At 34.3% G+C, this 14,324-nt stretch carries 11 protein-coding genes and 1 pseudogene; 7 read left to right on the forward strand and 5 right to left on the reverse strand.

Annotation, left to right across the window (positions count from 1 at the left end):
* The first annotated feature begins 815 nt into the window (after positions 1-815).
* Positions 816-1,967 carry an anion transporter gene (locus ACYVEC_RS11600; protein WP_063224982.1) on the forward strand — a complete coding sequence of 384 codons (1,152 nt, stop codon included), beginning with the start codon at positions 816-818 and terminating at the stop codon, positions 1,965-1,967.
* Between the two features lie 261 nt (positions 1,968-2,228).
* On the opposite strand, the gene ACYVEC_RS11605 is transcribed toward ACYVEC_RS11600, so the two are convergent.
* On the reverse strand, positions 2,229-3,002 hold the full coding sequence (locus tag ACYVEC_RS11605; RefSeq protein WP_063224981.1) for a hypothetical protein: 774 nt from the start codon (positions 3,000-3,002) through the stop codon (positions 2,229-2,231).
* Positions 3,003-3,129: 127 nt separating this feature from the next.
* On the opposite strand from ACYVEC_RS11605, the gene ACYVEC_RS11610 reads away from it, so the two are divergent.
* Positions 3,130-3,657: a matrixin family metalloprotease gene (locus ACYVEC_RS11610; protein ID WP_063224980.1), complete on the forward strand. Its 528-nt coding sequence runs from the start codon at positions 3,130-3,132 to the stop codon at positions 3,655-3,657.
* A 23-nt stretch (positions 3,658-3,680) separates the two neighbouring features.
* On the forward strand, positions 3,681-4,454 hold the full coding sequence (locus ACYVEC_RS11615) for a hypothetical protein (RefSeq protein ID WP_063224979.1): 774 nt from the start codon (positions 3,681-3,683) through the stop codon (positions 4,452-4,454).
* A 255-nt stretch (positions 4,455-4,709) separates the two neighbouring features.
* Here ACYVEC_RS11615 and ACYVEC_RS11620 read toward each other — a convergent pair.
* The 4 genes and pseudogenes from ACYVEC_RS11620 to ACYVEC_RS11635 form a co-directional block, all read right to left on the reverse strand.
* Positions 4,710-4,991 (reverse strand): annotated as a pseudogene (locus ACYVEC_RS11620) (erythromycin esterase family protein); the annotation flags it as partial.
* Between the two features lie 101 nt (positions 4,992-5,092).
* Positions 5,093-6,682, reverse strand: a complete 1,590-nt coding sequence (locus ACYVEC_RS11625) for a bifunctional metallophosphatase/5'-nucleotidase (protein WP_063224977.1) — start codon at positions 6,680-6,682, stop codon at positions 5,093-5,095.
* 615 nt (positions 6,683-7,297) lie between these two features.
* On the reverse strand, positions 7,298-8,938 hold the full coding sequence (locus ACYVEC_RS11630) for a catalase (protein WP_063224976.1): 1,641 nt from the start codon (positions 8,936-8,938) through the stop codon (positions 7,298-7,300).
* A gap of 113 nt (positions 8,939-9,051) precedes the next feature.
* A complete protein-coding gene (locus ACYVEC_RS11635) occupies positions 9,052-9,888 on the reverse strand; it encodes an alpha/beta fold hydrolase (protein ID WP_063224975.1) in 837 nt (278 codons plus the stop codon).
* Between the two features lie 508 nt (positions 9,889-10,396).
* On the opposite strand from ACYVEC_RS11635, the gene ycaC reads away from it, so the two are divergent.
* From ycaC to ACYVEC_RS11655, 4 genes are all read left to right on the forward strand, one after another.
* Positions 10,397-11,041: an isochorismate family cysteine hydrolase YcaC gene (gene ycaC, locus ACYVEC_RS11640; RefSeq protein WP_000131219.1), complete on the forward strand. Its 645-nt coding sequence runs from the start codon at positions 10,397-10,399 to the stop codon at positions 11,039-11,041.
* Between the two features lie 197 nt (positions 11,042-11,238).
* Positions 11,239-11,883, forward strand: coding sequence for a hydrolase (locus ACYVEC_RS11645; protein ID WP_000067164.1), 645 nt, complete (start codon positions 11,239-11,241; stop codon positions 11,881-11,883).
* On the forward strand, positions 11,880-12,473 hold the full coding sequence (locus tag ACYVEC_RS11650) for an antibiotic biosynthesis monooxygenase (protein WP_063224974.1): 594 nt from the start codon (positions 11,880-11,882) through the stop codon (positions 12,471-12,473). The genes ACYVEC_RS11645 and ACYVEC_RS11650 overlap by 4 nt, the downstream gene beginning before the upstream one ends.
* A 13-nt stretch (positions 12,474-12,486) precedes the next feature.
* Entirely contained in the window at positions 12,487-14,322 is a 1,836-nt protein-coding gene (locus ACYVEC_RS11655; protein ID WP_063224973.1) for an amidohydrolase, read from the forward strand.
* Positions 14,323-14,324: the final 2 nt, after the last annotated feature.

The raw sequence follows: 14,324 nt of genomic DNA on the forward strand, positions 1-14,324 counted from the left end.
TAATTTTCTCAAGAACATGGAAATATCTCCTTTCTCACTACTAATCTCAAAAATAGGCTAGGTAAAAACTTCACGAAAAATCTATTAAGCGCTTTCAATCTTCAACTAAGAGAACCTTGTCTTTAATTTATAATTAAAAGTACAGAATGTTACGAAAAAGTACAGATTTTTATAAAAACAAAAAATATTTTAAGGTTTTTTCATCTAAAAAACACTGAGATTTTGTGAATTTTATACAGTATCCAAACGTCGCGGATTTCGTTCTACCTAACCTTTGACAAGCCTCTATTTTCTTCATAAAAACATGCATACTTTTTCTCTTTTAGAACTTCATATAAAGTATTTGAAATCAAGAATCGATAGGATATTATAAGAATATTTTAAAAATAAAACATTTAATTTATTTATGGTATCATACAAAAAACATTTGTTTTCTCAATTAATCCCCTAGTGGGATTCGTCTATATTGCACATATTTACAATATTAAAGACACTAAGCAAAAAAGGATTTTGTTGAAGGGAGGAAACATTACAAAACTCTTATTTAGGACCTTATGACATCCTCTTTTCTAGCAATATCGAGTTAACCAAAAATATGATTTTTGACAGCTCCACAAATAAAAAACTACTCATATTATTATTTTTTGAAAACGTTATTAATATTATTCCATTTAAGTTTCAAATGTTAGCACAACCAATTGATAAGAAAAGCTATTAATTTTATTGCAATATAAGAAGATTTGTTGAATATCTATTATTAAATGTATATTTCCCTTGCGTTTCATTCTACTAACATAGATTACAGGTGGTGTATTGTGAAAGAAATAGTATTCGTTCAAAATAAAAAAAGACTCCTTATGAAATTCGGATTTTTAAAAAAGGATATAGTACTTACCATTTCACTGATACTAGCAATTGTAAGCTGCTTCATATATTCGCCAAGGATCGAATATATTAACTTTGAAGTGTTAATTAGCTTATTTAATCTAATGGTGGCCATTAAGGCCTTTGAACAGCTAAAGATATTAGACAAACTTGCCGTTGCCATTTTAAATAAATGCAATAACAGCAGATCAATATCTATTATTCTAATTTTGTTATGCTTTATTTGCTCCATGTTTGTAACAAATGATGTCGCTCTCCTCACTTTTGTGCCAATAACACTTGTCATTAGTAAAAAAACACAAATGAACATGATGGATACAATCATCCTGCAAACAATTGCGGCAAACATCGGCAGTAGCTTGATGCCTATGGGAAACCCACAAAATTTATACTTATATTCTTACTATGGAATTAAGCTCATCCCATTTTTAGGTTCAATCCTGCTTTTAGCTGTACTTGGAATCAGTTTGTTATTTATATTTACTCAAAAACTTCAAAAAACAGATTTGAAAATAGAACTACCTGTTATTACCGTGAAGAATCGAAAAAAAGCTACCATCTGGATTTTGATACTTATCACTATCATTGCATCTATTTTTGGTGTCATTAATTATTACATTGCGCTAATAGTTACATTGATGGCAGCATTTACGTTAGATAGAAACTTACTATTTAAGATCGATTACTTTCTTCTAATAACCTTTGTCTGTTTTTTTATTTTTATCGGAAACATTTCCCATTCCGATGCGCTGGAGACATTTGCTCGCGCTAATTTAAGAGGAGATACTTCAGTCTTCTTTAGTTCCATATTCTTGAGTCAATTGATTAGCAATTTTCCTACTTCAATTCTTCTATCAAACTTTACTTCTGATTGGAAAGCTTTATTACTAGGAGTAAATATTGGAGGGCTTGGAACAATTATCGCATCTTTAGCCAGTGTAATTTCCTATAAACTATTCACTCAGGCCAATGGTAAAGAGAGTAAGGCATATTTAATTAAATTTAGTATTTACAACTTTTCATTTTTAATCATACTTACATGTATACAATACTTTATCTTTAAATTTCTAAAAATTTTTTAAAAAATTGATTACTTTAAAAAAACCCAAATATCTCAGCATTAAATTGAGAAATTTGGGTTTTAATATAGGTATGTTTAAAGAGATACAACAAAGTTACCATCAATTTAATATTTTGAGATGTTCTCAAAGCGAAAATTTTTTAGCTTTTACGTTATTTATTAGATTTCAGTTCATTTTTTATGTACTCAGTTATATAATAAATGACTGAATTTATAGGGTAATAACTTTCAATTAATAATAGAAATATAACTTATTACAATGTTATTTTATTTTTGAAGTCCTCTTCACAAAATCCTTAATGTCCCTCAATTTTTTTCCACTAATATTATCTTTGATGGTTGAATCTATTTCATTTTCAATATAAAAAGTTTTATCCTTAACCTTTGTTTCAAATTTATATTTATTTTTATCCCAATTTATTAGATTGCTCTTTAGGTGTGCAATATTTCTTAAATCAAATTCAATCATAAAAGGTTCTAAAGCTGGATAAAAATGTCCAAGTTTATTATTTTCTTTTAAAAAAACTATATATGTCTCCTCGGATTTTGGTTTTATATACAATGGATCTTTATTTTCTACTTTTTTAGTAAACACTTTCGTAGCACCTTTCAGAATGATTCCATTTTTATCAATGATTTCATTACTTTCCTCTAATACGAGATTTTCTGAATATCTATGATTTATTAAGATTTCATTCTTTACATAGTCCCCTTTTAAGATTTCTTTGACATGAAAACTAAACAAATGGCCTTCAACATCTTCACTTTGAATCTCATGTGATGAACTGTTTTCCATATTCCATTTAGAGTATAAGCCGTCATATTCACCTAGTACAATTACGTCTGCTTCTTCAACCATTTCGCTTAAATGATTTGTAGTTTTGAATGTCTTATTTAATACTATAGTTTCAGAATTCGATGACACGCTAGACACTCCTGCCACATCTATACTGGACCAAATTGTTTTACCAATAATAATTAAAAAAGTAAATATGAATAAACATAGACACCATTTCATTGCTTTATATTTATACATTATAATAAAGTCTCCCTGAATTATATTTTCTCAATACAAAATATTCTAAATGTTAATGAAATATTAATCCAAAAGAAGAGAATGGTGCTATAATTCTCTTGTTAAAAATAATCTTTGGAGGGATAATATGAATTTTAAAAAAGGGATTACTGCATTTTTATTAGGTACTGTGTTTGTTTTTTCAAGCGTTGGCGTTTCAGAAGCTTATGTAAAAGAAGGATGGAAGCTACCTTCAAAATCAGCTACATATAAATGGGGAGACAGATTAGACGATGGTTCAAGTATCATCAAATCTGGTTGGCAAGCTGCCGATTCAGCCTGGTACACTGCTTCTCGTATTAATTTTACAGTTTCTACTTCTTCTGTGAACACATTAAACTCTTGGTTTGAAAGTTCCTCTACTTATTATGGAAGAATGAAGACATCTTATAATACATCCACTAAAAAAGTAACGAAATTTGCTGGTGATATTAACGCAGGTAATACAAATATTACAAAATCAAATGTTGCTAAAAGTACAGGAGTCCATGAGTTTGGTCATGCAATAGGAATAGGTCACAACAGTGGTACTTCAATTATGAACAGCAATCGTAATCGTACTACTATGCATGTCCCTCAAACTGACGATAAAAATGGCGTAAATGCAATCTATTAACAGAAAAAGGAGATGATTTCTTAATGTTAAGTAAAAAAACAAAAACTATAATAATTGCAATACCTTTGGCTACAGTAATTGGTTTTGGAGGATATTCAGTTTTTAATAGTCACTTCTCCCCTGTTGCTGGTGAAGATAATAATACTGAAACTGTTATTCTCAGTAAGGATTTCCCTGCTACAAGTGACTTAAATCAAATGATTAATGAAGCAGATCTAGTTGTAATCGGTGAATATGAAGGTCTTGACTCTAAATGGAATATGGCACGTAATCCAAGTAATCCATTGGAAGAAGACAAAGAAAATTATGTTGAAGGACATCTATATAATTTCAACATTTCCGAAACAATTAAAGGTGTGACTGAAAATAAACAAATAAAAATCAATCATCGTTTCGCTGAAACTGTAAAACTTGAAGATTCTAATGCAGTTGTTGCACCAGATGGCACAGTTACAAAAAAAGCTACTAAAGTAACTACTAAAGAGGTGCAAAATAAGGATCCTTTATATATCGAACCTAAAGTTAATAAAAAATATATGATGTTTTTGAAGAAAGATCAATTATTTGGTAACTACTACGGAGCAATTGAACCATTCGCAATTACCTTTGATGAAAATAACAAAGCAGATCTTCAGACAAACATAGAAACTATTAATGAAAGTAAAATGTCTTCCAAAGCACAACTTGCAGGAAAGACAATTGTATTAAAAAATGAAATACATGAAACTATTACTGATAATATTAGCGGTAAGACCCTTGATGAATTAAAAGAACAAGTAAAGCAAAAAAACAAGTAATAATTATAACTTATAATGATTTTTCCTATTTCATAAGATAATTAAAATTAATTTATAACTGTTATTACAGATTAAAGAAAAATCAACTTAACCTAACCCACTATGTCTTTCGTATTATCTAAGACTATAGTTACAACTAGTTCAATTTCTAATTTTGCAAATGCTGCTCCTACATAGCGCATGTGCCAAGATTCATCTGCATAACTAGTTACATTCTCCTTTTTTCCATTGTTAATAGCTTCGTAATACAAACTGTTACACAGCAAAAAGTTGAGATGGACTCACTTTTTGAATTTGAACAAGTATATCAAATGATTTACCTAATGATATATCAACAGTTTTTGGTATATCAGGCCCTTCGGTAGTTATCCCAGCGAAAATTGGATGTTGTTCGCTTAACCAAGTTTTTGTCACTCCCTTTGCCTTACGTAAATCAATAAAAAATTGATCTTTTTTAACTTGTCCAAAGATGTAGTTTTAACAGTTTGGATCATCTGATTTTAATGTTCCATAGGGGCCAAATTCACCGCCACTATTAATTGGCCACAGTAATACTTTATTTCAAACCCACAAAAAATAGATTACCTGTACACTAAAAAGTATAGGTAATCTATTTTTTTTTTGAGATTAATAAAAAACTAATTTATTTTTTGAATTCTTCCATCAATAATAGACTGAATTGGTTCTTTTGATTTTTTTATATAATCTACTAATGCTTCAAAATCAGTTGGTCCTGTTTCAGCATCTTTACCGTTTTTAAAGGATACAAATCCATCTCCACCTGAAGCTAGAAATGCGTTCGCAACGACGCTGTAAGTTTTAGAAGGAATAATTTCTTCTCCATTTGTTAAGCGAATACTTGTTACTTTTTCTCCATTAGGTTTGTTTGCATCCCAAGTGTATTGGATTCCTGAAATTTGAAGCATTCTTGTTATGTCTTTTTGCCATTGTTGGTTTAAAATATCACGAATGTCTTGACCTGTTAAATTTACTTTTATTAATTGATTTCCGAATGGTTGAATACCATATATCTCTCCCCATGTAATATCACCAGCATCTAAGTCATTACGAATACCACCAGGATTCATAAGTGCAATTTGGGATTGCATTGTTGTACGCTGGGCATCAGTAACTAAATTTCCAAGAGTAGATTCACCAGCCATATTGAGTTTGCGATCTAGTGGCGCAATAGACTTACCTACAACTTCATTGACAAGAGGTGCGATTTTTGCTTGATATTTCTCCATCTTCTTCTTTATTTTTTTATCAGGCTCCATGCCTTCATGGTAAGTTGTAACAATTTCTGCTTTTTTCTCAACAATATCTTGTGTTTTACGATCAATCTTTACATCAACATCAGCAAAAGCCATACCATAAGAATTTGCTTGTACGACAAGTTTATTATTGACAGTTCCATTTACATAGGTGTGGCTATGCCCACCAAAAATAACATCGACTTCTTGATCAGTCTGATTTGCTAATCGGACGATATCACCATTTGTTACGCCGTTCCCATCTGTTGTACCTCCGTTATGCGCAAGAACAACGATAGATTTAACGCCTAGTTTTTTTAATTGCTTTACGGATTTGTTAATAGCTTCAACTTCATCTGTAATTTCTACATTCTTTAGCATAGTAGGCATAACAAGGTTAGGAACATCCGTTGTTACGACTCCGATAAATCCAACAGGAACTCCTTGTACCTTTTTTATAGTGAATGGTGGTAAAAATAAACGACCCGTGGATTTATTATAGAAATTTGCGGCAACATATGGGAATTTTGCTCCTTTAAAATTCCCTGTTTTCTCATGGTATCCACCATAAATAAGGCGGTTCATTTCCGCAACACCTTCATCAAATTCATGATTTCCTATAGTTCCAACATCGAATTTCAAATCATTTAGAAATTCAATCGTAGGTTCGTCTTGTAATAATGCTGAAACAGGAGTACTTGCTCCAACAACATCGCCAGCATGTACCTTTAATGTATTCGGATTTTGTTTTTCACGATCACGTAAATAAGCCCCTAAGTACTCAATTCCCCCTGCATCTTTATTGTTAATTTTTTTTACAGTGTCTAGTTGCCCATGAAAATCGTTAATACCGAGCATTTGTACATCTATGTAGCGGTTTTGTTCTGTACTTGCTTGGGCTGAAGGCACAGCGAATACACTAGTAAAAGTAACTGTACTTAATGCTAAAGCAACTGGAATGATTTTTTTCAACATAAAATTTCTCTCCCCTAATTAAAATCTGACATAATACAATGTTATTTTAATATATTAAGAGAATTATTTCTATAAAAATTCTAACAATTATAAAAATCAATAAGATTTTATTGTTTTCTGACAAGACATTTCTTCCTCAAAAATGTGAAGGTGTAAAACGACAATTTTAAGTGGGAGATGAATATTTGTAGGCCGTAGCCTACACTTTTTACTTAGGATATAAAGGCCCCAAATCAACTTAAGAAACTTCACTACCCAAAATAAGAAAATGTGCATTTCTTTGTTTTGAGGATTATTCAAAATATTATCTTGATAGTAATATAGTAATCCACCTAAGAGACCTAAAAAAACTCTAATCCATACATTTTAGCTGTTAAGAAGATTTCGATTCTTTAAATTGATTACAGTGGTGCACTATGCCGCATTTAAAAAGATGCTCCTGGATTTATCCAAGAGCATCTTTTATAAAGCTTTATTTTTTACTTGTTTATCAACTATCTTATGATATTTAGTACCTCTCATATTTTTAAACAAAACTACTTTACTAATCGTATGAAAGGCTACCTAACCATTTTTACGGCACCCCTAAGTATCTTCTATTGTGCTTACGTCTAATTAATAAGGATCTGATTCATTGCTTTTCTTTACTGCATCTTTTGTTGCTTCGTTTGCAGCTAATGAACCTTGGCCATATTTTGATTTACTTACTTCGCGGCCTGGAAGTTTGGCTTCCGTTTTAGCTTCTTTCATTTTCTTTTCAATACCTTCTTTGACACGACGGCCATAATCCTCATCAGCTTGCGTGAAGTGTTCAATCATCGCATTCTGAATTCTTTTGTCACATACTGCAAGTGCTTCAGATAGATTTTTAACCAATTCATTTCGTTCCCACTCCTCAAAACTACGATATGTGTGACCTGCTTGACCATAATTATTAGGACGATCGATTGGTGCACTCATAGCAGCCGCATTGTAAGTTGGTTGGTGTGGGTGATGCTTTTCTTGTTTTGCATCTTTATAACCACCCAGCATAGATGGCTCATAGTTAATATGCGGATTTTCTCCAGACTCTTTCGGATTACGCATATCCATTTGACCACGATGTTGATTTGTACGAACAGGTGCTTTAGGTGCATTTACAGGTAATTGCAGATAGTTTGCACCAACGCGATAACGTTGAGTATCTGAATAAGAGAAAGTACGACCTTGTAGCATTTTATCGTCTGAGAAGTCCATGCCATCAACAAGTACTCCTGTACCAAAAGCAGCTTGTTCAATCTCTGAATGGTAATCAACTGGATTACGATCAAGAACCATACGTCCTACTGGTAACCACGGGAACTGCTCCTCTGGCCAAAGCTTCGTATCATCAAGAGGATCAAAATCGAGTTCTGGATGATAACCATCCTCCATAATTTGTACAAATAGCTCCCACTCTGGATAATCTTTGCACTCAATTGCTTCATATAAATCTTGTGTTGCATGACTAACATTCATTGCTTGAATACTGTTTGCATCTTCTTGTGTTAAATTTCGAATTCCCTGCTTCGGCTCCCAGTGATATTTCACCAATACAGCTTCGCCTTTTTCATTTACCCATTTATAAGTGTTTACACCAGATCCCTGCATATGGCGATATGTTGCTGGAATACCCCATGGAGAAAATAAAAATGTAATCATATGCGTTGCCTCTGGGGTACGAGAAACAAAGTCAAACATCCGCTGAGGATTCGACACATTTGAAACTGGATCAACCTTAAATGCGTGAATCATATCTGGGAACTTCATCGCATCACGAATAAAGAAAATCTTCAAATTATTCCCTACTAAATCCCAGTTACCATCTTCCGTATACATTTTCACTGCAAAACCTCGTGGATCCCTTGCTGTTTCTGGTGAGTCCTTAGCTCCAGCTACTGTAGAAAAACGAACCATTAACGGTGTTTTTTTACCAGCCCCTGAAAATACTTTCGCACGAGTATATTTTTCCGCCGGCTCATCTCCAACTTTTCCATAGGTTTCAAAATACCCAAATGCTCCAGCTCCTCGCGCATGTACTACACGTTCCGGAACCTCTTCTCGATCAAAATGAGAAATTTTTTCGATGAAATGATAATTTTCAAGTGTTGCTGGACCACGATTCCCAATTGTTCTGATGTTTTGATTATCCTTCACAGGGTGCCCCTGTCGTGTTGTCAATGTCTCACGTTTCACGTCTTGTTCCTCTAGAGAATTCTTGTCCTGGTTTTCTGCCATAATTGAAAACCTCCTCAAAATTATTCACCTTTAGGTATTTCCATTTATTAGAAAAAATATGATAGAATTGCAACTTATTTATAATGTATCAATTAACAATTATATAGTTGTAATCAGTCCTTTAAAAATAATAGGAGTGCTTCATTAAATTCTTTGGCATGCGTTGCATTTAGCCCATGTGGACCACCCTTTATTAACGCTACTTTAGAATTAGGAATTGCTTCATGTGTTAATTTCCCACTATATTCAAATGGTACAGTTGCATCTGAATCACCATGAATAACAAGGGTAGGTATATTAATCTTGGCTAAATCGCCTCTGAAGTCTGTTTTGCTGAAAGCAGCGATACAATCTAGTGTTCCTTTAGGTGATGCACCCGCAGCGATATCCCTATTGTAAAGTCGAAATGGTTCACTAACTAAGTCAGTTCGATCTCCAGCAGCAAAAAATCCTTTCGTAAACTCATCAAGGAATGCTAGGCGATCACTTTTTACTCCATTTTCAAATCCTTGAATTGCTACATCATCTAATACACCCTCAGGATGATCTGCTGACTTGTAAAGGTATGGTGGTACAGCTCCTGCAAATACAGCCTTCTCTACTCTATTGGTTCCATATTTTCCAATATATCGGGCTACCTCGCCTCCACCCATAGAAAAACCAACAAGTGTGACATTTTGAAGCTCTAACTGTTCTAATAGTTGATGTAAATCAGAAGTAAAGGTATCATATTCATACCCTTCCCACGGCTGAGATGATTTTCCAAAGCCTCGACGATCATATGTTATAACTCTGTATCCAGCCTCAACAAGAGCGGGAACTTGGTATTCCCAAGATCGACCACTTAACGGCCAACCATGAATTAGTACAACTGGTTTTCCTATACCATAATCCTCATAATATATCTCAATTGGCGCTTGATTTTCGGTTCCTACAGTAATTTTTGCCATTGTCCTACCTCCTTTAATATGTATCCTTTTCTTCAATAATTCGGATGAATCTCATAACCTATTTATACACATTTATATTGTGAACACTAAGCTTGAAACTCTATTGTTCTGATGAATTCATTTTCTGGTTATGGAACAATTCCCCATCTTATACCTTTTCCATCACGAAGTATTTGCTAAACATTCCTCATATTCAATTCTAATAACAAAAATAGGTGACTATCAATATCGTTCTATCTATAGAATGTATAGGTAAAATCAATCTATTTTATAGTGAAAAACAACTATAGTTACGACCTATACAAATTATAGATAATTTAGAATTGATTAACCAATTCGTTTTCAAATACTATAAATTTGTATAGCACTTCATGTTCCGTGAATGCTGCTATCACTCATATTAACGGTCAGTTTATTTAAAAACTAATCGTAACAAACGAAGAAATTTAGGATAATATTCTACTGTTTAAACTTTCTTCGATTACTTAATTTTTAGGAGGAATACATAATGACTGATCTCTATTCTCGTATTAACAAAGATGATGCTGTCGTGCTTTTAGTAGATCATCAAACTGGTCTTATGTCCGGACTAGTACGTGACTATGGTGTTGATGAATTTAAGAACAATGTTTTAGCTCTTGCTCACACTGCTAAGTTTTTTGATTTACCAGTTATTTTAACAACTAGCTTTGAAAACGGACCTAACGGACCTTTAATGCAAGAATTGGTTGATCTCTTTCCTCACGCACAAAAAATAGCTCGACCTGGACAAATTAACGCATGGGATAATGATGATTTTGTAAAAGCAATCGAAGAAACTGGAAAAAAACAACTTATCATCGCGGGCGTAGTTACGGACGTTTGTGTTGCTTTCCCGGCACTTTCCGCTATAAAAGCTGGATATGAAGTATTTGCTGTTACTGATGCTTCAGGAACTTTCAGCAAACAAGTTGCAGATGCTGCCAATACGCGTATGGCACATAATGGCGTACAACTTATGAACTGGTTTAGCGTAGCTTGCGAATTACAACGCGATTGGCGAAACGATGTTGAAGGTTTTGGCAATTTACTTGCTAGTAATCTTCCAGGTTATCAAAATATAATTGGAAGCTATTTAGGAGCTCAACGAGATCTCAGTAAACAAAATGTATAAATGTATTCCAAAGAAATAGCTTTAAATCACTTTTTTTAAAGTAGATAGTATAAATGTAGTGCTGATTAAATCAGCACTACATTTATAATTAAAAAGTATAGCAGAGCTTTTATTTTTATGATTACAACTTCAATTAACAAAAAACAAATTACTTTCAAAAAAACAATTTTAAACAATTAAAAAAGGAGCGTTTTATTATGAGTAATTTAGAATTGTTAAATCCGGAGAACAGTGCCTTAATTTTGATTGATTTTCAACCTCAAATGACTTTTGGAGTTGCAAGTATTGATAGACAAACATTGATTAATAACGTTATGCTGCTTGCTAAATCAGCAAAAACTTTTAACGTACCTACTATTCTTACTACAGTTGAGACACGCAGCTTTTCTGGTTATTTTTGGCCACAAATTCTTGACATATTCCCAAACCATGAAATTATAGAACGCAGTTCAATGAACTCTTGGGAAGATCAAAAATTTGTTGAAGCGGTTAAAGCAACCGGTAGAAAGAAATTAATATTTGCAGCACTTTGGACTGAAGTTTGCCTTGCATTCCCTGTGCTTGAAGCAATTAAAGCTGGCTATGAGGTGTATGCAGTTGATGATGCTTCAGGTGGTACTAGTTTGACAGCACATAACGCTGCTATGCGTCGTGTAGAACAAGCTGGTGCAATTCCAGTAACAGCAATTCAAGTTTTACTTGAATACCAACGTGACTGGGCACACAAAGACACTTATGATGCTGTAATGGAGATTGTAAAGGAACACACTGGCGCTTATGGTCAAGGTGTAGAATACGCATATACCATGGTGCATGGCGCGCTTCCAAGCAGGAAAATATGAAACAAGAAGGAGTAGCTGTCGAAGAGACTTATACAGGGAACACGATGGATACTGCTGATCCAGTAACAACGATTGTTACATGGGAAATTCAACAAGGTAAAGAAAAGCAGTTTGAAACATGGAGACATGAAATCGAAGCTGCCGCTACTAAATTCCCAGGGCATTTAGGCGTAAACCTAATAGTCCCAAATAACGAATTCAGAGAGTATACTGTTATTTTTCGTTTTGATACGTATGAGCATCTACGTGCTTGGCAAGAATCAGATGTTCGCCGAGATTTGTTAAAAACGGCAGAGCAATTTCAAGCTACTAATCCAAATTACAAAACTGAAAGCAGTTTGGCTTATTGGTTTGTTACTCCGAAAACGCCAGTTCCACCGCCAAAATGGAAAATGTCTATTGTTACCCTTCTGGGTGTATGGCCTCTTAGCATGTTAGTTCCTAAATTGATAGGACCTATTATAAAACATATGAATCCTATTATGTCCGCTTTTTTTGTTTCTGTATGTATAGTGTCCTTGCTATCATGGGTAGTTATGCCGATTTTCGGTAAATTATTTCATCCATGGTTACAAAAAAATAGGAAGTAGACGAGGTGTAAATATGAATTTACCGGATATGATCTTATATAACGGAAAAATTACTACCCTTGATCCCTCTCAACCTGAGGTATCTGCTATCGCCATAACTGATGGTTTAATAACTGCAGTAGGTGGAGATGAGCTTCTTGATAGTGCCACAGAAAAAACAAAAAAAATAGACCTTAAAAGAAAGAGAGCTATTCCAGGCCTGAATGACTCTCATATACACGTTATTCGTGGCGGTCTTCATTATAATATGGAATTACGATGGGAAGGTGTGCCTTCAATTACCATTGCTCTCGAAATGCTCAAAGAACAGGCAAGGCGTACACCTGCTCCTCAGTGGGTAAGAGTAGTTGGAGGTTGGTCTGAATTTCAATTTAAAGAGAGACGGATGCCAACTTTGGAAGAGATTAATGCTGTTTCTGAAGACACACCTGTCTTTGTGCTACATCTTTACGATAGAGCACTTGTAAATCGTGCAGGGCTACGTGCACTGGGATACACAAAAGATACCCCAGACCCTCCAGGTTGTTTAATTGAGCGGGATAAACGAGGTAATCCAACGGGCCTTTTAATTGCCAATCCTAACGCTTCTATTCTTTATTCAAGTTTGGGTAAAGCTCCAATACTTAATTTTGACGACCAGATTAACTCAACTCGCCATTTTATGCGCGAATTAAATAGATTAGGTATTACAAGTGCCATTGACGCAGGTGGTGGTTTCCAAAATTATCCTGATGACTACAAAGTTGTTGAACATTTAGCTGAGAAGGAACAATTAACTTTGCGTATTGCTTATAATCTATTTACACAAAATCCAAATCATGAATATGAAGACTTTGCTTCATGGGCAAAAATTGTTTCTCCAGGTCAAGGAAATGATAAGTATAAAATGAATGGTGCCGGAGAAATGTTAGTATTCTCGGCAGCAGATTTTGAAAAATTTCAAATGCCACAGCCCGAACTAGCTACGATGATGGAAGCTGACTTAAAGAAAGTAATTTCTCTATTGGTAGAAAACCGTTGGCCATTCCGTTTACATGCAACTTATGACGAGTCAATCACACGATTCTTAAATGTATTTGAGGAAGTCAACAAAGAAATTCCTTTTAATGGTCTACGATGGTGGTTTGACCATGCAGAAACAATCTCAGATCGTAGTATGGAACGTGTTAAGGCTTTAAATGGTGGTATTGCCATCCAAGACCGCATGGCTTTTCAAGGTGAATACTTTGTTGATTTATACGGAAAGGAAGCTGCAAAGCGTACTCCCCCGATTTACCGTATGTTAGACCTAGGTATACCTATTGGCGCTGGTAGTGATGCAACCAGGGTTTCCAGCTATAACCCTTGGGTCGCTCTTTACTGGATGGTTGCCGGAAAAACCATTGGTGGTCTTTCGATATACGATGAAAAAAATAAACTTGATAGAAAAGTAGCCCTGGAATTATATTCAAAAGGAAGTGCTTGGTTCTCTGGTGATGAAGGTAAAAAGGGAACCCTTGCAGTAGGTCAGTTTGCTGATATTGCTGTATTGTCTGCTGACTACTTTACTGTGCCAGAAGAAGAAATCAAGAACCTTGAATCATTACTCACCATTATGGGTGGGCAGGTTGTTTATGGAAATGATGAATTTAAAAGTTTATCACCTGAATTGCCGCCAGCATCACCTGATTGGTCACCGACGGGAGTTTATGGTTATGGTGGTGCTAACCTAGCCCACACTATACTTTCGCACGATGCCCATGATCACAAGTTACATAGTTGCAGTAACCCTCTCCATCAACACACTCATACCGTAATAGGAAAAGATGGAACTAAATGGGGTATTGGTTGTACTTGCTTTGCTTTCTAAGT

The sequence above is a fragment of the Bacillus sp. MN7755 genome (genome assembly GCF_054771475.1).

What these genes read in the sequence shown, in the direction of transcription:
- ACYVEC_RS11605 (WP_063224981.1), bottom strand. Translation starts at nt 3,002, where the DNA reads ATGTATAAATATAAAGCAATGAAATGGTGTCTATGTTTATTCATATTT.
- ACYVEC_RS11610 (WP_063224980.1), top strand. Translation starts at nt 3,130, where the DNA reads ATGAATTTTAAAAAAGGGATTACTGCATTTTTATTAGGTACTGTGTTT.
- ACYVEC_RS11615 (WP_063224979.1), top strand. Translation starts at nt 3,681, where the DNA reads ATGTTAAGTAAAAAAACAAAAACTATAATAATTGCAATACCTTTGGCT.
- ACYVEC_RS11625 (WP_063224977.1), bottom strand. Translation starts at nt 6,682, where the DNA reads ATGTTGAAAAAAATCATTCCAGTTGCTTTAGCATTAAGTACAGTTACT.
- ACYVEC_RS11630 (WP_063224976.1), bottom strand. Translation starts at nt 8,938, where the DNA reads ATGGCAGAAAACCAGGACAAGAATTCTCTAGAGGAACAAGACGTGAAA.
- ACYVEC_RS11635 (WP_063224975.1), bottom strand. Translation starts at nt 9,888, where the DNA reads ATGGCAAAAATTACTGTAGGAACCGAAAATCAAGCGCCAATTGAGATA.
- ycaC (WP_000131219.1), top strand. Translation starts at nt 10,397, where the DNA reads ATGACTGATCTCTATTCTCGTATTAACAAAGATGATGCTGTCGTGCTT.
- ACYVEC_RS11645 (WP_000067164.1), top strand. Translation starts at nt 11,239, where the DNA reads ATGAGTAATTTAGAATTGTTAAATCCGGAGAACAGTGCCTTAATTTTG.
- ACYVEC_RS11650 (WP_063224974.1), top strand. Translation starts at nt 11,880, where the DNA reads ATGAAACAAGAAGGAGTAGCTGTCGAAGAGACTTATACAGGGAACACG.
- ACYVEC_RS11655 (WP_063224973.1), top strand. Translation starts at nt 12,487, where the DNA reads ATGAATTTACCGGATATGATCTTATATAACGGAAAAATTACTACCCTT.